Genomic DNA, 26,385 nt, shown 5'->3' on the forward strand with positions numbered 1-26,385 from the left:
GTCTACCAGGAGGAGGTGTCGAGACCGGTGAATCCCCCGCCGTCCGACTCCGCGGAGGCCAGCCAGGAGATGGGCTGGACGCCGATCGCTGAAGAAGCCGTTCGCGCCGCGAGCGTGCTCCACCCCAAGGAAGGGGTACTCCCCCGACCCGCTCGCCGCCGGGTGCTGACCGTCGCGAACCAGAAGGGCGGGGTCGGCAAGACGACGAGCACCGTCAACCTGGCCGCGGCGCTCGCCGTGCACGGGCTGAAAACGTTGGTGATCGACCTCGACCCGCAGGGCAACGCCAGCACCGCGCTCGACATCGACCACCGGTCCGGCACGCCCTCGATCTACGAGGTGCTCATCGGCGAGGTCTCGATCGCCGAGGCCGCGGCGCAGAGCGAACAGTCGCCCAACCTCTTCTGCGTGCCCGCGACGATCGACCTCGCCGGTGCCGAGATCGAACTCGTCTCCATGGCAAACCGCGAGACGCGGCTCAAGGAGGCGCTGTCGTCCGGGGCGCTCGAACAGCTCGGTGTCGACTACGTCTTCATCGACTGCCCGCCGTCGCTCGGTCTCCTCACCGTCAACGCGATGGTGGCGGCGCAGGAAGTGCTCATCCCGATCCAGTGCGAGTACTACGCACTGGAGGGTCTCGGGCAGCTCCTCAGCAACATCGAACTCGTGCAGCAGCATCTCAACCGCGAACTGAGCGTGTCGACGATCCTGCTCACCATGTACGACGGTCGCACCAAACTCGCCGACCAGGTGACCAACGAGGTCCGCAACCACTTCGGCGACACGGTGCTGAAGACCGTCATCCCGCGCAGCGTGAAGGTGTCCGAGGCACCCGGCTACGGCCAGACCGTCCTCGCCTACGACCCGGGTTCACGTGGTGCCATGAGCTATCTCGACGCGGCGAAGGAGATCGCCGAGCGGGGTGTGAAGGAGAGGAGCAGCACCACATGACTGAGCGCAGAGGAGGACTCGGCCGCGGACTGGCGGCCCTGATCCCGACCGGACCGGCGACGCCTCCTCCGGCCGCGCCCGAGGCCAGCACGCCCGCGGACAAAGCGGCGCGCGAAGACAAGGGCTGGTTCGCGGCGAACGGCGCTGCGGGCCAGCAGGTCGCGGGCGGCGAGGTCGCCGGCGCGGTGTACCGCGAGATCCCGGTCAGCTCGGTCAAGCCGAACCCGAAGCAGCCTCGCCAGGTTTTCGACGAGGAAGCGCTCGCCGAACTCGAGCATTCGATCCGCGAGTTCGGGCTCATGCAGCCGATCGTCGTACGGGAACTCGGCGAGAACGAGTACGAACTCGTCATGGGCGAGCGCCGGCTGCGGGCCTCGCAGCAGGCGGAGCTCGAGGCGATCCCCGCGATCGTGCGGCAGACCGCCGACGAGTCGATGCTGCGGGACGCGCTGCTGGAGAACATCCACCGCGTGCAGCTGAACCCGCTCGAAGAGGCGGCGGCTTATCAGCAGCTGCTCGACGAGTTCGCGGTGACGCACGAGGAGCTGGCCGGTCGCATCGGCCGCAGCCGCCCGGTCATCACGAACACGATCCGGTTGCTCAAACTCCCCCTCCCCGTGCAGCGACGGGTGGCCGCCGGCGTGCTGTCCGCCGGGCACGCGCGGGCGCTGCTGTCGTTGGAGGATCCGGACAGCCAGGAGGAACTGGCGGCGCGGATCGTCGCGGAGGGCATGTCGGTGCGGGCCACCGAGGAAGCCGTCACGCTGAAGAAGAGCGAGAAGCCGGCGAAGCCGAAGGCTGCTCCCCGCAAGCCAATTCAGGCACCGGGATTGCAGGAACTCGCGAACCGGCTGTCCGATCGGTTCGACACCCGGGTGAAGGTCGACCTCGGCCGGCGCAAGGGGCGCATCGTTCTCGAGTTCGGCTCGGTGGACGATCTTGAACGGATCGTCGGGATCATCGACGCGAATTCCGGGGAAAAATCGGCGAAGCAGAGCGACGAAACCGATTAGGGATCACCCAGGGGCGTTTCGTCACGGTGATGATTGCGGATCGAGGCGGCCACGGTCACGCGGAGTGGCCGCCGGAATCGACCGGCGCGGGGAAGGGCGGCAGGCCGCCGCCCGCCCCGTCCGCCAGGTTTTCAGTTCGCGCGGGCGACGGCGCGCGCGACGAGATCCGCGAAAACTGAACCGAGCGTCGTGCCGGCGGCCTCGACCGCCATCGGCACCGTTGACGTTTCGGTGAGACCCGGCGAGAGGTTCACTTCGAGGAAGTGGACTCCCCCGTCCGGCGTGATCACCGCGTCGGTCCGCGAGATGTCGCGAAGCCCGAGCCACCGGTGCGCGCCGACGGCGAGTTCGCTGACCGCCTTCGCGGCTTCGTCGGAAATCCGGGCCGGGGTGAAGAAGTCGGTGAGACCGGCGGTGTAGCGCGCGGTGTAGTCGTAGACGCCGCTCTCCGGCACGATCTCGACCGCGGGCAGGGCCTCGGCCCCGTTCTCCCCCTCGATGACCGTGACGGCCACTTCAACGCCGTCCACGAACCGTTCCGCGAGCACGGTGTCGCCGTACGCGAAGCAACCGACCATCGCCGCGGGCAGTTCCGCCGCCTCCCGGACCACCTGGGTGCCGAGCGCCGACCCGCCCTGGTCCGGCTTGAGGATCAGCGGCAGGCCGAGCCGCTCGACCATCGCGTCGAGCACCGACTGGGCCCCCAGCTCCCGGAAAGTGCTGTGCGGCAACACAATCCAGTCCGGTGTCGAGAATCCGGCCTGCTGCACGAACGCCTTCGCGGTCGGCTTGTCCCAGGCGCGGCGGCAGCCCTGCGAGTGCGTGCCGACGAACGGCACGTCGAGCATTTCCAGCACGGTCTGCACCGAGCCGTTCTCGCCCTCGCCGCCGTGCAGCGCGACGACAACCGCGTCCGGGCGCTGCGTGCGCAGCCGTTCGAGCAGTCCGGCGTCGGTGTCCCACTCCTCCACCGTGAGGCCCTCGGCCCGCAGCGCGGCGGAGAGCCTGCGCCCGGAGCGGAGCGAAACGTCGCGTTCGTGGGAAAGCCCGCCGGCGAGCACGGCAACGGTACGGTCGACCACCGTGGGAACTCCTTAGTGTTGCAGGGCCGGTCAGACCGTGTCCGGAGACGGGGTCTCGGGCCCCGGGATGGTGCGCGCCTTCACGCTACCGAAGGTGCGGTTGAGGTCCATTTCGGACTCGAGCACCGCGGCGAGCCGGCGGACGCCCTCGCGGATGCGTTCGGGCGTCGGATAGCAGTACGACAACCGCATCTGGCGGGAGCCGAAACCGTCGGCGTAGAAACCGGTGCCGGACGCGTACGCGACCCGGGCGGTGACCGCGCGCGGCAACATCGCTTTGGTGTCAACGCCTTCCGGCACCGTGACCCACACGTAGAAGCCGCCGTCGGGGTTGGTCCAAGAGCAGCCGGGCGGCAGATATTGTTGCAGCGCCGACAACATCGCGTCGCGGCGTTCGCGGTAGTTCTCGCGGAACTTCTTGATCTGACCCTTCCAGTCGTGCGTCGCGAGGTAGCGCGAGACGATCATCTGGTTGAAGGTCGGCGGGCACAGCGTCGCGGATTCCGCTGCCAGCACAAGCTTTTCGCGCACCGCGTGCGGCGCGAGCACCCAGCCGACGCGCAGCCCGGAGGCGAACGTCTTCGAGAACGAACCGAGGTACACGACGTTGTCCGGGTCGAGCGAGCGCAGCGCCGGGTAGGTCTGGCCGTCGAAACCGAGCAGGCCGTACGGGTTGTCCTCGATGATCAGCACGCCGTGCTCGCGGCAGATCTCGACGATCTCCGGACGCCGTTCAGCCGACAACGTCACGCCGGCCGGGTTGTGGAAATTCGGGATCGTGTAAAGGAATTTGACCCGCTGGCCGGCTTTTTCGGCCTGGCGCAAGGCTTCCCGCAGCCCTTCGGGCACGAGGCCGTGCTCGTCCATCGCGACGTGCACGACATTCGCCTGGTACGCGGAAAACGAGCCGAGCGCGCCGACGTACGACGGGCCTTCAGCGATCACGACGTCGCCCGGGTCGCAGAACAGCCGGGTCACCATGTCGAGGCCCATTTGGGAACCGACGGTGACCACGACGTCGTCGGGGTGCGCCTTGATCCCCTCGAGAGCCATGATTTCGCAGATTTGGTCACGCAGCGCGGGAATCCCGTGCGCGGACCCGTACTGCAGGGCGACGAGCCCCTCCTCGGCGATGATCTCGCCGACCTGAGTCGAAAGAGTGTCGAGCGGCAGCGCGGCCAGGTTCGGCATGCCGCCGGCGAGCGAGACGACCTCCGGCCGGCTTGCCACTGCGAAAAGCGCGCGGATCTCGGATGCGGTCATCCCGGCGGTACGCGCGGCGTACCGGTCGAGATGCGGGTCGAGATTGTGGCGGCCGGTCTGCGGCTTGGCGGGGCGGTTCTCGGTCATCGGACACCTGAGGGCTCGGTGGGTACCTGCTGGTAGATCCATCGAGTGTAACCGCGGCCTCTTCCGGCTCCCCGCTCTTCCGGCGCTTGTCACATCGGCCTATCCTCGGGGTGGTTCTTCCGGTGCTGCCTGCGCTCTTGCGGGTGCGGAGGCCGGAGTTGCGGGGTCCAGGGAGGTTTTCAGGTGTCACGTCGCGTGGTGGGCGTCACCCTGGACAATCTCGAGCACCTGCCCAAAAGCTGTCGGCAGTGCGTGTACTGGGAGCTCGCGCCGCATCTGAAGGCGCAGGCCGAGGAGTACGGCTCCACCGAGGTCGAGAAGGAAGCCTGGGTGTCCAGCGTGCTGCTGGAATGGGGTTCCTGCGGCCGCATCGTCTACAGCGACACGCTGCCGGTCGGCTTCGTGCTCTACGCCCCGCCGAACGCGGTGCCCCGCTCGCTCGCCTTCCCGACGTCGCCGCCCAGCGCGGACGCCGTCCTGCTCACCGCTTTCCAGGTCCTGCCGGAATTCCGCGGCGGCGGCCTCGGCCGGATGCTGGTGCAGGCCGTGGCGAAAGACCTCACCAAACGCGGTGTCCGCGCGATCGAATCCTTCGGCGACGCCACCCCCGACGACGAGGACCCGCTGGGCCAGCACTCGTGCGTGCTGCCCGCCGCGTTCCTGCAGAGCGTCGGCTTCAAAACAGTGCGCCCGCACCCGAAATATCCGCGGCTGCGCCTGGAACTGCGCTCGGCGATCACCTGGAAGGAAGACGTCGAAGCGGCCCTGGAGCGCCTGCTCGGCCAGGTGACGATCACGACGGCAGAACCCAGCCTCGGCCGCGCCTGACGCTTCCGCTTCGCCGGTCGGATCATCCTGAATGACCTTGCTGGCACCCACCCTGAACCACGGGTCCGGCTAGCTCGCCGTCCTCCACCCCGCTCGGCTCGATTCCGGCTGTGCGGTCACTCTCCGTGCTGTTTGGTGCCGTACCCCGCGCTTCGTGCGACCTCTGCACCGTCGCCGCCGAACCTCGCAATCCGCCTATTTCGACCCCCGCGCGCAGCCGCACGAACCGCATCGACCGAGGTCAGCCGCCACCTGTTCTTCATTGACTCACCGCTGACCCCGGCCGCCGCCGAGCCGTGCTCGACCCGCCCCATACCACCTCTGATCCGCCGGGAAAACACCCACTCACGGTGCCTGTGCACAACTGTGGAAGAACACCCGAGTTATCCACAGATTGCAGATAGAAGCCGTGGAAAAGCTGTGGATGGATAGAATGGATCTGGGGACGCCCCCCGGGAAGGGCGGGGGCTGCCCCCAGGTGTGGTGGGTGCTGCAGCAGTGTGGCGCAAGGTCTTGTGGCGCCGGTGAAGCGGTGTGGCGGCTCCGGTTGTTTAGTGCTGGGGGCGCGGTTGGCGGTCCGGGGGCGTGGTGAGGGGCGAGCGTGGCTGGGTTGGCCGGGAGAGCGGCGGTGGGCGTGACTGTGCGTAGTGGTCGGCTGGGGTGAGGTCGGGTCAGCGCGGGTAAACAGGGCTGAGACGGCGCCAGCGGTCGGGGCGCGCCGGGTGGGCCCTGCGGCGGCATCCGGGGTGGGAAGGCCGGGGCAGGGCGTAGCTCGGGGCGTCCAGCGGGGCGGAGAAAGGGGTTATTCGGCCTTGGCCAGTTCGTGGGCCAGGACGTCGGCGAAGGTGAAGGTGCCGGTCGGCTGGTCGCCTTCGCCAAGAAGGTAGAGGCGCTTCACCGCGATGAGGATGCCCTCGGCCACGACGTCGCGGAAGGCCGGGTCGGCCAGGCGGGCGGCGTCGTCGGGGTTGGTCAGGTAGCCGATTTCCACGCGGACGGCTGGGCAGCGCGTGCGGGTGAAGATCTCCCACGTCTTGTAGTGCGTGCGGCAGTCCAGCAAACCGGTGCGGGCGGCGACCTCGCGCTGGATGAAACCCGCCAGCAGTTCGCCGACCGTGGACGTGGTGCCGTTGCCGGTGCCGAAGTGGAAGCTCGCTACGCCCTGCGCGCGCGGCGACGGGTTGCCGTCGTTGTGCAGCGACAGGAACAGGTCCGCGCCGGCGTCGTTGGCGAAGCGGGCGCGTTCGAAATCCGTCGGGCTGTGGTTCGGGCCCCGGCTGATCAGGGCCTCCATGCCGGTGGCCTGCATCCGGCCCTCGAGCCGCCGCGCCAGGTCCCAGGCGATGTCCGCCTCGCGCAGGCCGCCGGCGACTACGCCGAGGTCCTCGCCGCCGTGGCCCGGGTCGATCACGATGCGCTTGCCGCGCAGCCGCGGGCCCGCCTGGCGCACCTGCTCCTGCTCGCGCAGGAAAACCGGGCGGCCGCCGCGGGCGCGCGGCGACGACAGGCGGTGCAGTTCGCGGATGGTGGCCGGGCCGCAGATGCCGTCCGACGTCAGCCGCATGTCGCGCTGGAACGTGCGCAGGGCGCGCTCGGTCTGCGGGCCGAAATACCCGTCCGGGCGGCCCGCGTCGAAGCCCAGTTCGGTGAGCCGCTCCTGAAGAGTGAAAACGTCGTCGCCGTGCACCGGCGACGACAAAAGGTACTGAAGCGGGCGGCTCCCGAGGTGATAGCTGGCGCCCTTGAGCGCCTGGTACGTCGCAGGGCCCACGACGCCGTCGGTGATGAGCCCGCGGCGCTGCTGGAAGGCGCGCACGGCCTGCTCCACCGCGACGTCGAACGTGTTGTACCGCTCGGTCCCCGCCACCGGCGGGAGCAGATCCATCCCGGCAAGGATCGACCTGATCTCGGCGACGTCGGGACCGGCGTCACCGCGGCGGAGTACCCGCATGCACTCCTCGCTCTTCCTCAGGCACCGAAACCGGCTCGATGCGAAACAGAAACCCGGGTAGGGGTGTACCCAGGCACCTATTGTGCCCTGTGAACTCTCGGTAAGGACGCAGGCCCGGTCGGTGCGCCACCGGAGGGTGGGTCCTCCCTCGGCGGACACGCCGGGTGCACCTGCGCGCACACCCCCGCGCGGGTGGTTCCCGAACGCGCGAGAACCCGGACCGGCGAGTCGATCGTCGCTGGCCCGGGTTCTCAGCAGGTGGACCGCTCAGAGCACGTCGGCGAGATCGGACAGCAGCGCGGCCTTCGGCTTCGCGCCCACGATCTGCTTCACCGGCTTGCCGCCCTGGAACAGGATCAGCGTCGGAATCGACATCACCTGGTAGTCACGCGCCGTGTTCGGGTTCTCGTCGATGTCGAGCTTCGCGACCTTGATCTTGTCGCCGTTTTCCTTCGCGATCTCCTCGAGCACCGGGGCGACCATCTTGCACGGCCCGCACCAGGTCGCCCAGAAATCGACCAGAACGGGCTTCTCGCTGGTCAGGACGTCGTCCACGAACGACTTGTCGGTCACCTTCACGGGTTCGGACATCGCTTGCTCCTTCAACTCGGTGGGAAAGTCAGTGCTCGCCGGCGCCGTAGCCGCCGCCGACCAGTTCCGGTGCCTCGTGCGCCTCGGCCTCGCCGTGCTCCGCGAGCCATCGTTCCGCGTCGATCGCCGCGCTGCAGCCGGAACCGGCGGCGGTGATCGCCTGCCGGTAGGTGCGGTCGACCAGGTCGCCGGCGGCGAACACGCCGGGCAGGTTCGTGTAGGACGTGCGGCCCTGGGTGAGCACGTAACCGTCCTCGTCCACGTCCACCTGACCGCGCACCAGCTCGCTGCGCGGATCGTGGCCGATCGCGACGAAGAACCCGGTCACGTCGAGCGTCTTCTCCTCGCCGGTCTTCGTGTCGCGCACCTTCAGGCCGGACACCGTCCCGTCGCCCTCGACCCCGGTGATCTGCGAGTTCAGCTGCCACTTGATCTTCTCGTTCGCGCGAGCGCGCTCAAGCATGATCTTCGACGCCCGGAACTCGTCGCGCCGGTGCACGATCGTCACGGACTTGGCGAACTTCGTCAGGAAGGTCGCCTCCTCCATCGCCGAGTCGCCGCCGCCGGCCACCGCGATGTCGTGGTCCCGGAAGAAGAAACCGTCACAGGTCGCACAGGCGGACACGCCGCGGCCGAGCAGCTCCTGCTCGCCCGGCACCTTCAGATACCGCGCCGCGGCACCCATGGCGAGAATGACCGCCCGCGCGGCGTAGCGCTTGCCGTTCGCGACGACGTACTTCACGTCGCCGGTCAGCTCGAGCGACTCGACGTCCTCCGCGCGCAGCTCGGCGCCAAAGCGCTCGGCCTGCTTGCGCATCTCCTCCATCAGGTCCGGGCCCTGGATCCCGTCGCGGAACCCCGGGAAGTTCTCGACCTCGGTGGTGGTCATCAGCGCGCCGCCGAACTGCGTGCCCTCGAACACCAGCGGTTCGAGCTGTGCGCGCGCCGCGTAGACCGCTGCGGTGTAACCGGCAGGACCCGACCCGACGACGATCAGGTTCCTGATTTCCTCGGCAGCCACCCGTCAACCCTCCGCTCGTCATGACCTGTGCTCCAGGCTCAACACGATCGTAGGTGGAGGTGTTCCCGGCGGTGACGCCCGCTACGCCCGGCCCGCTACTTCTTGCCGACCACCTTGTCGAACAGCTTGTCCGGCCGCCCCGGCCCGCAGTCCGCGCCGAACGCGACCAGCCGGAACTGCGCGAGCTTGCCGGTGGTGTAAATCGCCACCACCCCCGGCTTGCCCTCGACCGTCACCGGCCGCACGCCTTCCGGCCGCACCGCCGGATCCATCCCGGCAGCTTCGACGCAGGCGTCGAACCGTTTCGAGTCCTGCAGCGGGCCGTAGTTCCGCACGCCGAGGCCGCCGCCCAGCAGCGCTTCCGCCCCGCTCCCGTCGGCGCCGACGGACGGGCCGCCCACCGCGGACGGCGCGGGCGCGGCGACGCCGGACGTGTCCGAGGTCGTCTTGCCGGGCACGGTCAGCGTGATCGCCATCGCGGCGGCCGCGGCGGCGGTCAGGATTCCCGCGCCCCAGCCGAGCTGCCGGTTCCGCCGTTTCCGCGCCGCCGACAGGTCCACCACCGGCGCGACCGGCTGCTCAGCAGTCGCCGGTGCCGCCGCCGGAAACGTCGCCTCCTGCCGGGCCGCCGACTCCGCGGCGAGCGCGGCGTCGAGCCGGGCCGCGAACTCGGCGGGCATCGGCGGGGCCGGTTCCGCGGCGAGCGCGGACAGGTCGGCGGTGGTCGCCTCCAAGGCCTCGATGACCGCGCGCGCCTCCGGATCCGCGTTCACCCGCGGCCACAGCTTCGCCGCCTCCTGGTCGTCGAGGACCCCGGCGTGGAGGTCGGCGAGCAGGTCGACAGACCAGGGCGGTCCGATGGTTCCGCCTGCCCCCCGGCTCTCGTCCGTCATCGTCCCTCCCCGTTCCCCGGCGAGCGCTGGGCTCGCCCGGCACTCCGGGACCCCTCCGAAGTGGCGTGCTTGCGTTTGCTTTCGTTAGTTGGGACGTCGCCACCCTCGTCCGGGTTCCGCAGATGCCCGAGAACCTTCGCGAGTTTTCCCCGCCCGCGCGCGCACCGGCTCTTGACCGTGCCCTCGGCGATGCCGAGCATTTTCGCGGTCTCGGCCACCGAATAGCCCTCGACGTCGACCATCAGGATCGGCGCGCGCTGGTCTTCGGGCAGCTCGTCAAGCGCCTTGCGGACCAGCAGGCTGGTCTCCTTCTCGGCCATCGAATCGCCGGGCGCGGCCGGTTCGTTGTACTCCCCGGTCTCGGGCAACGGCACGGTCGGCCGGGCCTGCCTTCGCCGGATCCGGTCGAGGCACGCGTTCACCACGATCCGGTGCAGCCAGGTCGTGACCTGCGACTCCGCGCGGAACTTGCCCGCCGCGCGGAAGGCCGAGATGAACGCCTCCTGCAGCGCGTCCGCCGCCTCTTCCGGATCGCGCAGCGTGCGCAGCGCTACCGCCCACATGCGGTCTCGATGCCGCCGGACCAGTTCACTGAACGCATGCGGATCGCCCGCGGCGTGCGCCGCGATCAGATCCGCATCCGTGGGAGCTGCAGCCGTCACCCGGAAGAGCCTACTGAGTCGCGATCGCAGGTCACGCCGCAGGCAGGAAGCTCAGGTCTCCGATCTGGGTCAGGAAGCCGTCGCCGCCGTTGTCGCCCAGCTGAGTGATCCAGACGATGAAGTACTTGCTTTGCGTCGGCTGCTGCAGCGTGATCGTGGTGTCCGGACCGTTCAGGTCGCCGCTGCCGACCACCTTGGTGTCCTCGAGCTGCGGGTTCTTGCTGTCCGCCGACCGGATCTCGACCTTCGTGCCCGGGCTGTCCGCGCTGATCTTCACCTGCGCGAGGTTCACCGGGTCGTCGAATGAGACCGCGATCCCGACGCCCGGCTTCAGCGCGGGCAGCTGCTGCTGGTACTGGTCGGTCTTCCAGATCGTGCCCGGATCGCCGTCGATCGCGTTCTTCGCCCGGCCCGGGTTGTCGCCGGAACCCTGCGGGTTGTAGACCGAGGCCGCCTTCGGGGCCACCGGATCGCCGGTCTTCGGGCCCGCGGGCGGCTGGTTCGCCGGCGGCGGGGCCTGGTTGCCCGGTTTGGCCGGAGCCGAACTGCTCGGGGGTGCCGCGACGTTGATCGCCGGACCGGTCGGCTTGCCGTCGCCCTGGAACAGGTTGATCAGCATCAGCCCGCCCCACGCGAGGATCACCACGGTGGCGACCACCAGCACGGTGACGCCGAAGGCCAGCTTCCGCCGCCGCGCGACGTCCTTCACCGGCTTCTTCGTGGTCCAGATCGTGCCGTCGGAGTCCGTCGCCGGATCGTCCTTGCCGACCGCGTTGATCAGCTGGGTCCGTTCCTCCTGCTCGGCGACCTGGCCGAGCACGCGCAGGATGGCCGAGCTGGTGCGGATCCCGCCGCTGCCGCCGTCCTCGATCGTGCGCACGGCCAGCGAGGACAGCTCCGGCGGCACCGCGGGCACCAGCGACCGCGGCGGCACCACGTGCCCCTGCGGGGTGAGCGGCGCCGCGGGGATCGCGGGCGGCCCGCCGGGCAGCGCCCAGCGTCCGGTGAGCAGCAGATACAGGACCGCGCCGAGCGCCTTGACGTCGTCGCGGAGGGTGGCTTCCGGCAGCGGGCCGGGGAAGGCGAGCTTGAGCGCGCCGCCCGGCGTGAGCCGCAGCCGCTGCGGGTGGTCGAGGCCGAGGACGAGGCCGTTCTGGTGGGCGTGGTCGACCGCTTCGGCGAGTGCCTGCACCATCCGCGCGGCCGCGGCGGGGGCCACCGGGCGCTGCGCGACCAGGTCCACCAGGTCGCTGCCCTTGGTCCACTCCGCCACCACGACGCCGAGCAGTCCCTCGCTGGAGGTGACTCCGCTGCCGAGGCTGAGCACGTCGAGCACCCGGGCGACGCCGCCGTGCCCGAACTTCGACGCGTGCGCGGCCCGCTCCAGGGTGCGCCGGGCCTGCCGCGCCGCCTCCGGATCGGCCGGATCGCCGACCAGCAGCGTCAGTGCGACATCCCGTTTGAGCTGCCCGTCCCGCGCCCGCCAGAGGTGCGCGGCGGCCCGCTCGTCTACCCCGAACTGGGCAAGCAGGCGATACCGGCCGTCCCCTACGACGCGTCCGGGCGCGAGCGATCCGCCCCGGGCGCGAATGCCCGCGGCGTCCCCCGCCTGCTCGCTTCGTCTCGTGTCCACGCTCTCTCCCGCTTCGCTCCCGGCACCGAGGGTACCCGGATCATCAGCCGTAGAAGCGTCGTGAGTCGTGAATCAATCGTTACCCGCGCTTGATCAATCGAGTGAATCTCGATGTTACGGGCTTCAGCTCCTCGACCTTCAGCGCCATGAGCACGCCGAACGAGACGACGATCCCGACGATTCCCTGCAGGACGAGCTTGATCCAGGCGTGCGGAACCGGGCCGAGGGACGACGGCACGATCAGCCCGACGACCCACGCGGCGGCGACCCCGAGCACGCTCGCCACGACCGTGAACAGGATCACCCCGATCACCCGCTTGCTGCGCAGGTTGCCGAGCGTCACCCACAGCCACACCTGGCCGAGCATCGCGCCGATGACGTAGGTCAGCGCGTTCACCATCATCACGCCGAGCACGATGTTCTCCGGGTTCAGCAGCACCGGGCACAGGAACAGCAGCGGCACCTTGACCAGGGTCATCACGATCATGATCAACGTCGGCGTGCGGGCGTCCTTCATCGCGTAGAACACCCGCATCTGGAGCATCACCAGCGCGTACGGCAGCAGCGCGAACGCCGTGATCGCCAGCGCCTGGCCCATCCGCTCGGCGTCTTCGAGCTTGCCCTTGCCCATCGCGAACAGCGCGATGCCCATCGAGGTGCCGACGATCGTCATCACCGCGGAGATCGGCACGAGCGTGACCGTCGAGATCCGCGAGGCGTAGGACAGGTCGCTGACCAGCTTCTTCGTGTCGCCGTCGGCGGCGGCGCGGCTCAGCCTCGGCATGATCGCGGTCAGCAGCGAAACCCCGAGCACGCCGTAGGGCAGCTGGAACAGCAGCCACGCGTAGTTGTAGGCGGTGACGCCGCCCGGCGTGCCCTTGGTGAGCACCCGGGTGGTGATCGTGAGGCCGATCTGGCTGACCGCGACGTAGCCGACGACCCACAGCGCCAGCCCGCCGAACTCCTTCATCCGGCTGTCCAGGCCCCACCGCCAACGCGGCCGGAAGCCCGACCGCAGCAGCGGCGGGATCAGCATGAGCGCCTGCGCGGCGATGCCGCCGGTGACGCCGAGGCCGAGCGTGAGCACCTTCGGGTCGGTGATCGACGGATTGCCGGTGTCGATCGAACCGGGCATCAGCCACACCACGAGGATGGTGAAGATGACCACCAGGTTGTTGATCACCGGGGCCCAGGCAGTCGGCCCGAACACGTGCTTGGCGTTCAGCATCGCCGAGACCAGCGCGAACACGCCGTAGAAGAAGATCTCCGGCAGCAGCAGGTAGGCGAACGCGGTGGTCAGGCCCGCGCTCGCGTTGCCGGACGAATCGATGTACAGCGACGTGAACGCCGGTGCCGCGACCACCGCGATCACGGTGCCGACGAACAGCACGGTGACGCCGGTGGTCAGCAGCCGTTGCGCGTAGGCCTGGCCGTGGTCCGGATCGTCTTGCGAACGCACCAGCAGCGGCACCACCACACTGGTGAGCACGCCGCCGAGCAGCAGTTCGAAGATGATGTTCGGCATCGTGTTCGCGACGTTGAACGAGTCCGTCGCGACCCCGGCTCCGATCGCCGCGACCAGCAGCACCTTCCACAGGAAGCCGGTGATGCGGCTGATCAGCGACGCGATCGCCATCCGCCCGGACGCCTTGGCGACCGAGGGACCCTCTTCCTTGGGCTGCTCGGGAGCCTCGGCCGGACGCGCGAGCGGCGCGTCCTTGATCCGCGGCATGACCTGGGTGGCCAGCGCGTCGTACGGGCGCAGCACGTCCGGGTCGGCGGTCGGCCAGCGCGAGGGGGCGGCCAGCGGGACGCCCGCGGTGCGCGGGATGAACCGGGTGGCGTCCGGGTCCCGCATCGCTTCTTCCTGCCACGGCCGGATCGGCGTGCCGGGACGCGGGCCGCGGCCGCGGTGCACCGGCGGCGGCGGGCCCGGCACGTTCGCCGGCGGCGGCGTCGGCTGCGGAAGCTGGCCGCGGTTCGGCGGCTGGTTCACCGGCGGGAGCGGCTGCGGACCCGACGGCGGCAGCGGCTGCGGGCCGGACGGCGGGAGTTGCTGCGGCCCGGACGGACGCGGCGGAGGCGGCCTGCGCACCGGCGGCATGGCGGCCCTGGTCGGGGCCGGACGCTGCTGGCCGTTCGGCGGCGGGACGCGGCGCGGCGCGCGAGGTTCCCTGGGTTCGCCGCCGCGCGGGTCGATCCGGCGCGGCTGGGCGCGGTCGGAAGGCGCGGGCGGGCGGTCGTCGGGCAGCGGCATGCGGCGGGTGCCGTTGGGCGGCGGCTGCCTGCGGTCGGCGGGCGGCGGCGGAGGAGGCGGCTGGCGACGGGCGTCCCTCACCGCGCGGCGAGGCTGGTCGTTCCGCCTCGGCGCCGCGCCGTCCCGCCGAGGACGCCCCGCACGCTCGGGTGGTTGACCCGGCTCTTTGTCCAACGCGTGCCCAATCCTCAGCGGTCCCCTGGTCCCTGCCATTGTGGCAGCGCCGACCCAGGGTAATCGGGAACGGGCGCGAGCACCCGCACCCCGCTGGATGTCAGGGCGTGCCGCCTCGGCTTTCCTTGACCCGCCGGTAGATCCGCCGGGACGCCAGCAGCAACAGCGCGCAACCAGCGGCGACGGTGACGATGATGGTGATCGGGCCGTATTCGGTCGAGGTCAGCTCGAACCGCGCGGTCGCGCCGAGGTCCGTTCCGGCCGGGGTGGTCAAGGACACATCGACCGACAGCCGCCCGGCCCGCAGCGCCTCGATCTGCACGTACTTGGTCTGCCCGCCCTTGGCCGGGAACAGCCAGTTCTTGGCCGCCTCGGGCCGGACGCCCATGTTGTTCTTCAGCGCGATCTGCGCGGTGACGCCGACCGGCAGGTCGTTGTGCACGTACACCGGCAGCGGCGAGGACCCGGACGCGAGCGCAATCGTTTGCTTCGGCTGTTCGACGGTCACCTGATCGCGGATCGCGGCGAGTTCGGCGGTCGCGTTCGCCGAGGCGGACGACGGCGCCGTCGCCGGGCCGAACGCGGTCGAACTGCCGCGGACCAGCGCGTCGCGGACCGGCCCGACGATCGCCTTCGGCTCGACCCGGTTGCGCGGGTCCACCTGCATCGCGGACATCAGGCTCGCGACGTCCTGGTCGAGGCCGGACAGCTGGTCGGCGACCGCCGCGCCGCCGTCCGAACGGGTGGTCGAGACCAGCGAAGCGCTGCCCTCGGGGGTGCTCCCCAGCAGGTCGTCGAGCGTCGAACCGGCGGTCACGCCCGCGTTGGTGAGCTTGCCGAGCCCGGACAGGAAGGCGTTCAGCTCGTCGGTGGTGGCGTCCCAGCGCCGCGGCGGAGCGACGAGCAGCGGTCCGCCGGTGGCCCCCTCGACGCGGCCGAGCCCGGCCTCGAAGGCGATCGCGGCGAGGCCGTTCTGCGTGGAGACCGCGCGCTGCGAAGCACCGCTGTAGGTGGTCGGCGTCTGCGGGCTCGGCACGAATCCGGTGAGGCCGGCGGTGGCCATCGAGTTGGTCGGCTGTGCGCGCAGGCCGTCGGACAGCGTCGCGGCGCCGGTGACGGTCTCGTCGTCCCCGCCCGCTCGCAGCTTCGCGCCGTCGGTGAGCACGGTCTGGAAGCCGCCCGACGAAATCGCCGACAGCGCCTTCTCGTCCGGCGTTCCGCCCGGCCACAGCACGCCGCTCTTCGACTCGACGCCGAGCACCTGGCGGATCGTCGCGGTGCCGTTCAGCGCCGTGGTCATGAGGCCGGCGTCGGGATTGCCGTCGGTGCCGCGGACCTTCCCCAGCGTGGTGAGGTCGGCGTCGGCGAACGGCAGCGGGATCACGCAGCGGCCGGTGACCAGCGCACGCAGCGCGGCCAGCCAGTTCGACGCGGCGTCCGCGCCCTTGCCCGCTACCCCGCCGCTGACGCGATAGCCGTCGCGCATCGCGTCGACCGTGCGCAGCAGGTCCGGATCGAGGGCGAAGCAGAGCGAGCCGCCGATCTTCGCGTTCGTCTCCTGTGCCGCGCGCGCCGCCGAGACCAGCGAATACAGCCGTCCGCCCGGGCTCAGCTCGTCGGCGAGCGAATCGTCGGTGAGCGTCATCGGCACGCCGAACGGCGCGGACTGGACATGCGGGGTGCTGTCGGTGATCGGCCACAGCACGGCCAGTTTCGAATGCCGCGGCGTCGCCTGGTTGTTCGAGTGGCCCGGCGTCGACAGCACCGGCATGAGCAGGCTCACCGCGGCGAGCCGGGCCGGTCCGCCGTACTCCGGGGTGCCGTTCACGTTCACCAGCAGCGGGTACACGCCCGGCCGGAGCGCCGCTCCGCGCGGTCCGGTGAGCGGCACCGTGATCTCCATCCGCGCGCTCTGGCCCGGCTCCAGGTCCTCGGCGAGCGAGGCGAAGTCGGTGAGCGGGGCGTCCTGCACCGGGTTGCCGGCGAGCACCGACTCCATCGCGCGCGGGCTGGCGAGTCGTTCGCCGATCTGCAGCCGGGCCATCGGCTTGACGATCCGCCGGGACCCGGTGTTGGTCACCGTCCCGGTCACCGTGATCGCCTGGTCGGAGCTGGTGATCACGCGCGGGGAGAGCTGGCCGAGGTCGAGCCGCAGCCGGGCCGGTTCCCCGGACGGGTTCTCCTGCGCGCCGGCCGGAGCACCGAACAGCGCGGTGGCGGCGACGATCAGCAAGGACAGCAAGAAGGCGGCGGGCCGCTTCACTCGGGTGCTCCCTCTCAGCCGCGCTCGTCGGGCGCGAAAAGTTCCGCTGCCCCGCGAACCAGCTTGCGCTCGTCCGCGTAGGCGAGGGTGGTCTCCAGCTCGGCCAGCGGAACCCAGGCGACCTCGGTCACCTCGACGTCCTCGTCCGACAGTTCGCCGCCGGTGGCTTCGAGCAGGAAATGGTGCACGGTCTTGTGCACCCGGCGCTGCTGCGCGACGAACCAGTAGTCGATGGTGCCCAGCGGGTGCAGCACGCGCGCGGAGATGCCGGTTTCCTCCTTCACCTCGCGCACCGCGGTCTGCTCCACCGTTTCCCCGTCCTCGATGTGGCCCTTCGGCAACGACCACAGCAGTCTGCCGTGTCGGTCGAGCCGCCCGATCAGCACCGCGCGTTCGCGCTCCGGGTCGACGACCAGTCCGCCGGCCGAGGTCTCGTCGACCGTGGTCAGCCGCCTGCCGCGGTGGCGCCGTCGCCGCCGGCGCGGCGTCGGCGGCCCGGCGCGACCGGCAGATCCAGACATGCTGCGATGCTAGAGCAAACGGTCGCCCGGGTACTCTGGCTCTCCGTGTCCGTGTCCGGCGGCGCCGGCAGCGTTGGCGCCATTTTCGTGGTGGGATTCGAGTGAACAACCTGGTCGCCCAGCAGAACGCGGTGACGGAACTGATGCGAGTGTCCCCGCTGGCCGACGAGCTGGCCGAGCGCTTCGCGCGCGCTGGCCACAGCTTGTACCTGGTCGGCGGCAGCGTGCGCGACGCGCTGCTCGGCAGGCTGTCGAGCGACCTCGACTTCACCACCGACGCGCGCCCGGACCGGGTGCTGCAGATCGTGAGCGAGTGGGGTGACGCGGTCTGGGACGTCGGCATCGCGTTCGGCACCGTAGGCGTCACCAAGAACGGCACGACGCTGGAGATCACCACGTTCCGCGCGGACAGCTACGACCGCGTCGGCCGCAACCCCGAGGTCACCTTCGGCGACACCATCGAGGGCGACCTGCTCCGCCGCGACTTCACCGTCAACGCGATGGCGATCGACCTGGTCGGGAAGACGTTCATCGACCCGCACGACGGGATGGACGCGCTCCGGCTGAAGGTGCTCGACACGCCGGCGCTGCCGCAGGAGTCGTTCGCCGACGACCCGCTGCGGATGATGCGCGCCGCCCGGTTCTCCGCGCAGCTCGGCTTCACCGCCGCGCCGCGCGTGGTCGAGGCGATGACGTCGATGGCCGAGGAGATCGACCGGATCACCGCCGAGCGGGTGCAGACCGAGCTGTCGAAGCTGATGCTCGCCCCCGACCCGCGGCCGGGCCTGGAATTGCTGGTCGACACCGGGCTGGCCGACCGGGTGCTGCCCGAACTGCCCGGCATGCGGCTGGCGATCGACGAGCACCACCAGCACAAGGACGTCTACCAGCATTCGCTGACCGTGCTCGCGCAGGCGATCGCGCTCGAGAAATCCCACGAGCCGACCAGTGAACCGGACCTCGTGCTGCGGCTCGCCGCGCTGCTGCACGACATCGGCAAGCCGGCCACCCGCGAGTTCACTCCCGGCGGCGGCGTGAGCTTCCACCACCACGAGGTGGTCGGCGCGCGGATGGCCCGCAAACGTTTGCGGGCGTTGAAGTACTCGAAGGAGATCGTCGAGCAGGTCTCCCAGCTCGTGTTCCTCCACCTGCGGTTTCACGGGTACGGCGGCGGCGAGTGGACCGATTCGGCGGTCCGCCGCTACGTCACCGACGCCGGCGACCTGCTGACCCGGCTGCACAAGCTCGTCCGCGCCGATTCGACCACGCGCAACAAGCGCAAGGCGGCCGCGCTGCAGGCGACCTACGACGACCTCGAGGCCCGCATCGCGCGGATCAAGGAGCAGGAGGACCTCGACCGGGTCCGGCCGGACCTCGACGGCAACGAGATCATGCGGCTGCTCGGCCTTCCGCCGGGCCCGCAGGTCGGCCGGGCCTGGAAGTTCCTCAAGGAGCTGCGCCTCGACCGCGGTCCGCTCGACCACGACGAGGCGGTCGCCGAACTGAAGAAGTGGGCGGCGGCGGAGGGTCTCGGTTCGGTCGAGTAGTCCCAAGAAGTGAATTCGGGATCGCGGGTTCACCACGATCCCCCTTTGGCCTCTGGATCATCCACCGGCCACCCGAGATACTCCCTGTCTCGAACCGAACAGGGGGGATCGATGACGCGGCAGCAGGACGGGGACGGGCGCGGAGCCAGCTTTCTCGTCACCTTGCTGCGGCGCGGCACGCCCGCGTTGGCCACCGCGACCACGGGGCTGACCGACGAGATCGCCGATCCCACCCCGGTGCGCGCGCTGCAGCGGATCTCGCGGATGGCCGGTCCGGTCGACGACCGCCACCACGACGGGCTGCTGCTGCGGGCGGCCCGGTACGTGGTGCTGGTTCCGCTCGTCTACCGGCTGGTGGTGGTGCCGGCGACGTTCGCTTCGTACGCGGTCAAGCACGGATCGGCCGGGCTGGCGTCGGTCGCGATCGTCACCGTGTGCTCGATGGCGCTGAGCGCGTTCGGCCTGTTCTGGATGATGCGCCGGGCTCCGTTCCGCAGCGATCTCGCGGGTCGGCTGTTGCTGATCGACCTCGTGGCGACGCTCGCGTTCGAGCTGTTCCTGGGTGCGACGGTGTCGCCCGCGGTGTTCCACGACGCGGTCGGCGTCGCGGACAAACACCTGCTCGGCAGCGTCGCCCTGCTTACGCTCGCCGTCGGCATCCCGTCCGGGATCGGCCTGGCGGCGCTCAGCCTGCCGGTGCGGCTGCTGTCGGACCTGCTCAACCACGGCACGGTCGATTTCGCGCAGGCCGCGTCGCTGTATCCGACGATGTTCGGCGTCCTGTTCACCGCGGTCGGCGCGCTGATCCTGCTCGGGCTCGGCATCCGGCTCGCGCTGGCGTACGGGATCCGCAACGGGCGGCTCGCCGAACGCGCGCGGCAGCACCGGATGCTGCACGACACGGTGCTGCAGACGCTGGAGGCGATCGCGCTCGGCGGTCCCGGGGATTCCGATCAGCGGCTGGTCGAGGTGCAGCGGCTGGCCCGCGCGCAGGCGATCGAACTGCGGCAGACGATCGAGACCGCTGCCGCGCAGCGAGCCGAGGAGGGCGCGCGGCCGCTTGGCGAGAAACTCGCGGCGCTGGCGGCGGAAATGGCGCGCGACGGTCTGCGTGCGCAGCTGGTGATCGCCGAACTGGACAACGACACGCTGTCCGAGGTCCGGCAGATCGCGATCCGCGACGCGGTGCGGGAAGCGATGCGCAACACGATGAAGCACGCGGAGACGGACAAGGTCGTGGTGCGGGTCGAGGAACGCAACGGCGGGATCGCGGTGATCACGCGCGACCACGGCACCGGTTTCAGCCCGCACGACCGGCCGGCCGGGTTCGGGATCAGCGAGTCGATCACCGCGCGGCTCGCCGAGGTCGGCGGGACTTCGTTGGTCGAATCGAGTCCGGGGAGCGGAACGAGGGTGACGTTGTGGGTGCCGCTGTGAGCGGGGTGGCCGGTGCGTTGGCGGCGTACCGGGACGGCGACGTCGAGCGGGCGGGCGCGCTTGCCGCCGAGGCCGGGACTCCGTTGGGCGCTGAGCTGGCGACGTATCTCAAGGCGGGGCCGAGCGGTCCGGTGTACGACCAGCCGGCCGCGTTCACGGCGTTCATTCGCGGCGGCGGGAACGTCGAGTTGTACCGGCGGTTGAGCGAAGAACTGGCGGCGCGGTACGACTCCTGGCGTCCGGCGGCGTTGCTGGATCTCGGCTGCGGCGACGGATTGGCGATCGAACCGGCGTTGGCGCGCGCTTCGTTCCGGCCGGAGCGGATCGATCTGGTGGAGCCGTCGGAGGCGCTGCTCGCGGACGTCGAAGTCGCTGGCGCGCGCCGGTTTCCGGTGACCGCGCAGGACTTTCTCGCCGCGGATGGTTCCACGTGGAACCTCACGCAGTCGACGTTCGCGCTGCAGTCGATCGAACCGTCGGTCCGGGCCGAGGTGCTGAGCGCCTTGCGGCCGAGGACGGAACGGTTGCTGCTGGCCGAATTCGACGTGCCGGACGCCGCCGACCTGGAATCGCTCGCGCGGCGGTACGAACGCGGCGTCGCCGAGTACGGCGAGCAGGCTTCCCTGGTGGCACAAGGATTTCTGCTGCCGGTGCTGCTCGGCGTCGCGGCCGGGACGGCGCAGACGAACTGGGAACATCCGGCGACGCAGTGGACCCGGCAGCTCGAGGCCGCCGGGTTCGCCGACGTGACTGTGGAACCGCTCGCGGACTACTGGTGGTCGCCCGCGGTGCTGATCACGGCCTCACAGCCGGGATAGCGCTCCCTGCTCGAGGTGCTGCGCGATCGGCCGCGGCAGCAGGTACGCCGTGGCCCCGCCGGGCTGCGGACCCCACGGCGCGGTGATCCCGGTCAGCACCCGGATCGTGCGCTGCACGCGGTACTCGTGCCGATCGCGTTCGCGGTCCGGCGTCAGCGAGGTTTCGAGGAACCGCACCGAATTCGGGTGCACCAGGTTCCCGGCCTCGGGGCCGAACCGGACCACCGTCGTGCCGGCGGGCAGCGCGACGATCCGCTTGCCGCGGAAGAACGACAGCGGCGGCTCGCCGCGCATCGGCAGGATCGGCCAGTCCGCGGGCTGATCGGATTCGTCCGGGGCCTGCGGCGGCAGCATCAGCAGCGTCCCGAGGAGGAACCGGGCCGCGTCGGCGAGATTGGCGAACGCCACCGGCTCCACGGACGGCGGACGCGACACCTCCCAGCGGTTTTCCGCGCGGCGCAACGTCCACACGCCTTCGGCGGGCACCTCGTCCGCGCCGATCCGGTACGCCGACGACGGCACGCCATGCTCTACGAGCCGTTGCTGCAGCAGCGCCAACGTCTCGGCCGCGCGCAGCCCTCGGTTCGGCTCGCCGCGAACCGCGCGGGCCAGCGAACTGTCGTCCGGGAGGTCGGCCTCGGTACGCCCCGGACGCGGTTTGCCGAGCACGTCGGCCTCGGCGGTCGCGCGCACCAGGTCGCGCACGATCGGCGGCCGGAATCCGGCGGCGCGGATGTGCTCGACCAGCTCCGGCTCCGGCGGGACACCGTATTTGCGCAGGTAGTGCGGCACGGCGGCGGGCCAGATCCAGGTGCCGTCGGTGTGGAAGGCGTGCGGCACGTCCGGCGGCGCGCCGGGCGCGAAGATGTCCGGCTGCGGCACCGGCCGGTGCAGCACGACGGGCGAGCGGAACAGGTAGTCGAGCACGCCGCGGACCTGGTCCGGCGGCACCGGCGGGCGGTTCACCACGGGCCGTTCGCCCTCATTGTGCGCGTCGACCGGCCGCGCCTGGCGGAATCCGACGTTCAGCGGAAGCCCGGCTTTCGCGCCGAGCCAGTCCGGCAAATGCTTGTCCGGCCGGGGAAAACGGGTCAGCTCCACCAGGTAGGACTCGCGGGCGGGCTCGCCGGCGTCATTCGGCGGCAGCCGCCAGTCCGGCTCCTGGTCGGCGTCGAAGTCGAAGTCGAACTGCGAATCGGCGTCGAGCGTGAAGGTGCCTTGGAACCAGGTGCCGGTCTCCGGCTGGTACATCGCGGCGCGCAGCTGGGAGAACAGCGTGCTCAGCTGCGGGGTGCCGGGCAGCGCGACGGAAACCGGGCCGTTCTCGTCGCCGACCGCGCGCACCTCCAGCTCGGCGTAGTCGCCGACCTGCCGGAACTGCGCCGCGACCCGCGTCCAGCCGCCGGGCACCTGGCGCAGCGTACGGCCGATCGCCCGCAGGATCCGGGTCTGGTCGCCGCCGTCGACCTCGGCCTTCGGCTCGCCGTAGTCGTGCCGGGTCAGCCACAGCCCGGACAGCTGCTTGCCCGGGACGGTCACCGAGAAATCGGTGAGCCCGAGCTGCGCGGCGCGCAAGGGATCGTGCCGCGTCCAGCGCAGGGTCAGATTCGGCTGGTCGCCCGGCGCGACCTCGAACAGCTCGTCGTCGTATTCGGCGTAGGTGCGCAGGTCGAACGTCGCGGGCACCTCGTTAGCGAGGACGACCCGCGCCGGTTTCCCCTCGTGCTCGCGGTCGAACCCCTCGGGCGCTTCCTCGTCGCCGATGACGGTCAGCAGCAGCGTGCCGTCGGTGGTGGAGCGTTGTGCCGCGAAAGTGCGCCCGTCGAGCGTCGCGTACAGGCCGTCTGGGCGTTCTCCCGATTCCACCCGGTACCGCACGTCTGGTTCCTCCCCGAAATCCCCCGTGTAGCCGCACCGAACTTAGCCGACCGGGCGGCGACCCGACCATCGGTCACCGGAGACGGGGAAAGATGCGCCCACAAATACCTGCTCGGGTGACCGATCAGTGCCGTGGGTAGCGCTGCACCCAGGCGTCGCCGAGTGCGTTGCGCGCCGAATGGCGGTCGAAATGCCACAGCGCGTCGGTCGCCACCTGTTCGATCAGGTGGTGCAATTCGAGCTGCTCGACCCACTTCCGGGGCAGGCCGGGAACGCCCACCCGCGCGCCGAGCAGCGCCCCGGTCAATGCGCCGGTGAGCGCGCTGCGGCCGGAGTGGTTCACCGCGCGCAGCATCGCCTGTTCCGGGTAGTTCTCGAATCCGGACAGCGCGGCGAACGCACGGCCGAGGACGGACAGCGTGCTGTGCCCGTCGCCGATCAGCTCCGGCATCCGCAGGTCGGGCAGGCCGTGCTCGCCGAAAAACGGCACCGCTTCGGCCACCAGGTCGCGCACCGGTCCCCACTCCGGGCCGTCGTGCTCGTCGAGCACCTCGCGGGACAGGTTCCACACCGGGTAGCTGAACGAATCTTTCGTGAGCGCCTTCTCGAATACCCACGCCAGGTAGGTCGCGGCGGCCACGTCGTCCGGCTGATGCGTCACGCCGGCCAGATCGCGCACGACCTGGCTGATGCCGCCGCTGAACCCGGTGCCCGGACCGGCCGCGGTCAGCACCGCGGGCAGCGCTCCGAGCAGCGCGGCAGGCCCGGACATCGGCGCGGCCTGCGGATCACCGGTGACCAGCGCGAAATACGCGTTCAGCTCGGCGTCGTCGATGGCTCGGCGGGCGTGCAGTTCGGGCACCTTGACGAGGAAACCGTCGGCGTTCTGGATCGCCGCGCCCTGAGTGTGCAGCCAGCGGCCCAGCGCGCCGCGGACCACGCCGGGGAACAGCTTTTCGACGTCGCGCGATTCCGGCTGTTCGCGATGCGGGCTGCGGATCACCGCCTCGGTGAGGAAAAGCAGCCGCTGGGTCATCGAGCCGATCCGGCCGGGCTGGTCGAACGCGAGCGGAAGGTCGCGGACGCCGTCTGGGCCGTAGGTCGAGACGATCTCGTCCAGTCGCATCCGGTCCACGGCCGAGCCGAGCGCCTCCCCGAGCGCGAAGCCGACCCACGCGCCGACGACCCGCTGCCAGCCGTAGCGGAAGTTCTCCAGGCTCACCTCGGGGTATTTGCCGAACGTGTCGAGCCTCGGGACGATCCGGCCCTCGTTGTCCCAGGACGGCACGAGACCGTTGGCGCGCAAGTCGTTCGGCCGCGACCGGCTCGGTTCCGGCTGCTCGAACCGGCGCAGCCAGGACCGGCCGAGGACGGTCTTGCGGCATTCGTCCGCGGTCAGCTCGAAACCGTGCCGCCGCGCGCGTTCCGCCGCTGCCTTCGGCACGTCGACTGGCTTGTCCAGCCCGATCCGCGCGGCGGTTTCGACCGCGAACTTCTCCAGGTCCTCTTCGATTTCCGGACAGCGGCCGTTCTCGTCGACCCGAGGCTCCTGCCGGGGAAACCGCTTCGCGATCGCGGTCAGCTCGGCGCCGGCGACGTCCTCGAACGTCGCCGGACCGCCGTTGATCACCAGATTCGGCGGGTGCTCGAACTCGGCCAATGTCGCCAAGTCGACTCGCCACCAGGCGTGTTCGCGGGCGGGCAGGTGCCGGGTCGAGCTGAAGACGCGCAGCTCGTTGCGTTCCTCGGAGAAGTAGAACCGGTCGGTCGCGCCGGTTTTGAGGTCGAGCGGCACGAAGACTTCGCAGCGCAGCAGGCCGATCAGCAGCTGTTCGCGGGAAAGCCAGCCGACGCTCGCGAAGGCGAGAAGGGTCTCCAGCGGGTTTTCCGGCTTCGGGTAGCCGCGGCGGATCGGACCGGCTTTGTACTCCGGGTTCTCGCGTTCGTCCCCGGTCTGGTGGCCGTCGTTGTCGACCTTCACCCAGCCCGCGACCGCGGGCAGCGGCACGCCGAGCTCGCCCAGCCCGGCCTTCGCGTACTCCGGGTCGACGACCTCGCGCCAGCTCTCCTGGCCCGGGTACGCGACCGGCGTGCTGAGCCCGCCCGGATGCGGATGCGCCTGGCGCAGCTCCCCGTCCGGCTCGCGCACGAGCACCGACGGGGCGGGGAACAGCTCCTTGTCCGGACGGCCTTCGTCGAGGAACGCGACGGTGTTGTAGGGGATCGACCAGCCTTCGGGGACCCGCAGCACGCGGTCGTGGTCGACCCGGAGGCCGCCCGGCCCGGAGACCTCGGGGCCGTGCACGGCGCGCAACCACTGCCCGACCTTCTCCACCGCTTCCGCCGCTTCCACCTACTCGATCCTCTCCAGGCTTCCGTCGGACTCGTGTTCCGCGATCGGCTTGGGCAAGACGTACGCCACCGCGCCGCCGGGAAGGTTCGCCCAGGGCACCGTCACCCCGGTGATCACGTGGAGTGATCTTCGGCGGCGAAAAGTGCGGGTCATCCGCTCCCGTTCGAGTGGCAGGGACGTCGTCGCGAACCGTACCGCCTGGTGGTGGACCAGGTTGCCGGGTTCTTCGCCGAATCGCAGAACGAAGGTACCTTCCGCCAACCGAGTGAGTCTCTTGTTCCGCAGCAGCGTGAGGGGAGGGTCACCCGGGGCGGGCTGGACCGGCCAGTCGGCGGGCCAGACGCCGAAGGAGTCGAGCCGGTGGCCGAGGTGGGTCAGGAGTTCGGTGTCGGACAGGACCGGGTCCGGGTTGGTTTCCCGCTCGGCGGCGACGTCGGCCGCGGTGCGCTGGACGTCCTCCGGGGTCGGTCGCGGACGCGGTTGCGCGGCAAGATCGGCTTCCGCGGTGCGGCGCACCAGAGGTTCGACGTACGGCGAGTGAAAGCCCAGGTCACGGATGTGCTCGAGGTAGCGCAGCACGAGCGGCAGTTCTTCCTCCGGCACCGGTTCGCCGGTTCCGGCGGTGGCGTGCCGCACCTCGAAATGGTCGCCGAGCTGGGCGAACTCGATGCCGGCCGTCGCGTCCGGATCGGCCCGGTGCGCCCGGATCAGCCGGCCGACCTCGACGAGCGCCTCCTGCCGGGTACTCGTTGGTTCCACGTGGATCATCCCGTCCGGAGCGGACGGCATCAGGACCCGCGGCGGCGGTTCTGCGGAACGCTTCCGCGCGGACGGACGCGGCGCGGGGTCGGCCGCGGGGCAGGCATCGAGGAGAGGTGCTGGGGTTCGGGTGCGTCGGCCAGGTGCTGCACGAGCGTCTGAACGGTCGACGCGAGCTGCGCGGGCGTGGTCCGCTCGAAGGCGTCCGGGGCGAACTCGAGCCGGCCGAGCGTGCCTGCCGGTCCGGCGGTCGCGCGGACGAGCCCGTCGGGCGAGGTCAGGACGGCTGGAGCGGCGTCGAGACGGGCCCGGTCGTCGCCGATGGTGCTCACGGTGGCCCCCCGTGTCGTTGCGCGTGCCGAGGTTAACTCGACTGGGTCACAAGTCACCCTAATGCCAGACG

At 70.6% G+C, this 26,385-nt stretch carries 21 protein-coding genes; 6 read left to right on the forward strand and 15 right to left on the reverse strand.

The window, feature by feature from the left end:
• Positions 1 to 27: 27 nt before the first annotated feature.
• Complete coding sequence (locus F9C12_RS23785; RefSeq protein ID WP_409184059.1) at positions 28 to 951, forward strand: ParA family protein; 924 nt, start codon at positions 28 to 30, stop codon at positions 949 to 951.
• Positions 948 to 1,964 carry a ParB/RepB/Spo0J family partition protein gene (locus F9C12_RS23790; RefSeq protein ID WP_409461893.1) on the forward strand — a complete coding sequence of 339 codons (1,017 nt, stop codon included), beginning with the start codon at positions 948 to 950 and terminating at the stop codon, positions 1,962 to 1,964. Before F9C12_RS23785 ends, F9C12_RS23790 begins: the two co-directional genes overlap by 4 nt.
• A gap of 131 nt (positions 1,965 to 2,095) precedes the next feature.
• Here F9C12_RS23790 and F9C12_RS23795 read toward each other — a convergent pair whose 3' ends face one another.
• Complete coding sequence (locus F9C12_RS23795; RefSeq protein WP_009085339.1) at positions 2,096 to 3,046, reverse strand: D-alanine--D-alanine ligase; 951 nt, start codon at positions 3,044 to 3,046, stop codon at positions 2,096 to 2,098.
• A 30-nt stretch (positions 3,047 to 3,076) separates the two neighbouring features.
• Entirely contained in the window at positions 3,077 to 4,396 is a 1,320-nt protein-coding gene (locus F9C12_RS23800) for a PLP-dependent aminotransferase family protein (protein ID WP_409461894.1), read from the reverse strand.
• A 183-nt stretch (positions 4,397 to 4,579) separates the two neighbouring features.
• Here F9C12_RS23800 and F9C12_RS23805 point away from each other — a divergent pair, with 183 nt between their 5' ends.
• Positions 4,580 to 5,224, forward strand: coding sequence for a GNAT family N-acetyltransferase (locus F9C12_RS23805; protein ID WP_406639831.1), 645 nt, complete (start codon positions 4,580 to 4,582; stop codon positions 5,222 to 5,224).
• 802 nt (positions 5,225 to 6,026) lie between these two features.
• Here the strand turns inward: F9C12_RS23805 and F9C12_RS23810 are convergent.
• From F9C12_RS23810 to F9C12_RS23850, 9 genes are all read right to left on the reverse strand, one after another.
• Positions 6,027 to 7,175: an N-acetylmuramoyl-L-alanine amidase gene (locus tag F9C12_RS23810; protein WP_037363547.1), complete on the reverse strand. Its 1,149-nt coding sequence runs from the start codon at positions 7,173 to 7,175 to the stop codon at positions 6,027 to 6,029.
• Positions 7,176 to 7,442: 267 nt separating this feature from the next.
• Positions 7,443 to 7,766, reverse strand: coding sequence for a thioredoxin (gene trxA / locus F9C12_RS23815; RefSeq protein ID WP_067578295.1), 324 nt, complete (start codon positions 7,764 to 7,766; stop codon positions 7,443 to 7,445).
• A 28-nt stretch (positions 7,767 to 7,794) separates the two neighbouring features.
• Positions 7,795 to 8,787 (reverse strand): thioredoxin-disulfide reductase, encoded by a 993-nt coding sequence (gene trxB / locus F9C12_RS23820; protein ID WP_409184062.1) that lies wholly within the window; start codon positions 8,785 to 8,787, stop codon positions 7,795 to 7,797.
• 95 nt (positions 8,788 to 8,882) lie between these two features.
• Positions 8,883 to 9,680, reverse strand: coding sequence for a hypothetical protein (locus F9C12_RS23825; RefSeq protein ID WP_409461895.1), 798 nt, complete (start codon positions 9,678 to 9,680; stop codon positions 8,883 to 8,885).
• Positions 9,677 to 10,342, reverse strand: a complete 666-nt coding sequence (gene sigM, locus F9C12_RS23830) for an RNA polymerase sigma factor SigM (RefSeq protein WP_409184064.1) — start codon at positions 10,340 to 10,342, stop codon at positions 9,677 to 9,679. Before sigM ends, F9C12_RS23825 begins: the two co-directional genes overlap by 4 nt.
• A gap of 31 nt (positions 10,343 to 10,373) precedes the next feature.
• The gene (locus F9C12_RS23835) at positions 10,374 to 11,975 is read right to left on the reverse strand and encodes a protein kinase family protein (protein ID WP_409184065.1); all 1,602 of its coding nucleotides are present in this window, start codon (positions 11,973 to 11,975) and stop codon (positions 10,374 to 10,376) included.
• A 79-nt stretch (positions 11,976 to 12,054) separates the two neighbouring features.
• Complete coding sequence (gene murJ / locus F9C12_RS23840) at positions 12,055 to 13,833, reverse strand: murein biosynthesis integral membrane protein MurJ (protein ID WP_409186832.1); 1,779 nt, start codon at positions 13,831 to 13,833, stop codon at positions 12,055 to 12,057.
• Positions 13,834 to 14,506: 673 nt separating this feature from the next.
• On the reverse strand, positions 14,507 to 16,669 hold the full coding sequence (locus tag F9C12_RS23845) for a DUF6049 family protein (RefSeq protein ID WP_409184066.1): 2,163 nt from the start codon (positions 16,667 to 16,669) through the stop codon (positions 14,507 to 14,509).
• A gap of 14 nt (positions 16,670 to 16,683) precedes the next feature.
• Complete coding sequence (locus tag F9C12_RS23850) at positions 16,684 to 17,190, reverse strand: NUDIX hydrolase (RefSeq protein ID WP_009085315.1); 507 nt, start codon at positions 17,188 to 17,190, stop codon at positions 16,684 to 16,686.
• Positions 17,191 to 17,333: 143 nt separating this feature from the next.
• Between F9C12_RS23850 and F9C12_RS23855 the strand changes: the two genes are divergently transcribed.
• The 3 genes from F9C12_RS23855 to F9C12_RS23865 all read left to right on the forward strand — a co-directional run bounded on the left by F9C12_RS23855 (position 17,334) and on the right by F9C12_RS23865 (position 20,992).
• Entirely contained in the window at positions 17,334 to 18,737 is a 1,404-nt protein-coding gene (locus F9C12_RS23855; protein ID WP_409467059.1) for a CCA tRNA nucleotidyltransferase, read from the forward strand.
• A gap of 111 nt (positions 18,738 to 18,848) precedes the next feature.
• Positions 18,849 to 20,174, forward strand: a complete 1,326-nt coding sequence (locus tag F9C12_RS23860; protein WP_409461896.1) for a sensor histidine kinase — start codon at positions 18,849 to 18,851, stop codon at positions 20,172 to 20,174.
• Positions 20,159 to 20,992 (forward strand): class I SAM-dependent methyltransferase, encoded by an 834-nt coding sequence (locus tag F9C12_RS23865; RefSeq protein WP_409461897.1) that lies wholly within the window; start codon positions 20,159 to 20,161, stop codon positions 20,990 to 20,992. Before F9C12_RS23860 ends, F9C12_RS23865 begins: the two co-directional genes overlap by 16 nt.
• Here the strand turns inward: F9C12_RS23865 and F9C12_RS23870 are convergent.
• The 4 genes from F9C12_RS23870 to F9C12_RS23885 all read right to left on the reverse strand — a co-directional run bounded on the left by F9C12_RS23870 (position 20,978) and on the right by F9C12_RS23885 (position 26,314).
• Positions 20,978 to 22,870, reverse strand: coding sequence for a TNT domain-containing protein (locus F9C12_RS23870; protein ID WP_409184070.1), 1,893 nt, complete (start codon positions 22,868 to 22,870; stop codon positions 20,978 to 20,980). The genes F9C12_RS23865 and F9C12_RS23870 overlap by 15 nt on opposite strands.
• Positions 22,871 to 22,994: 124 nt before the next feature.
• The gene (locus tag F9C12_RS23875) at positions 22,995 to 25,223 is read right to left on the reverse strand and encodes an ADP-ribosylglycohydrolase family protein (RefSeq protein WP_409461898.1); all 2,229 of its coding nucleotides are present in this window, start codon (positions 25,221 to 25,223) and stop codon (positions 22,995 to 22,997) included.
• A complete protein-coding gene (locus tag F9C12_RS23880) occupies positions 25,224 to 25,991 on the reverse strand; it encodes a TNT domain-containing protein (protein WP_409467060.1) in 768 nt (255 codons plus the stop codon). It lies immediately after the preceding gene.
• Between the two features lie 20 nt (positions 25,992 to 26,011).
• A complete protein-coding gene (locus F9C12_RS23885) occupies positions 26,012 to 26,314 on the reverse strand; it encodes a hypothetical protein (protein ID WP_409184072.1) in 303 nt (100 codons plus the stop codon).
• Positions 26,315 to 26,385: the final 71 nt, after the last annotated feature.

Origin of the sequence: Amycolatopsis sp. GA6-003 (assembly GCF_046267895.1) — a bacterium.
GTDB lineage: Bacteria > Actinomycetota > Actinomycetes > Mycobacteriales > Pseudonocardiaceae > Amycolatopsis.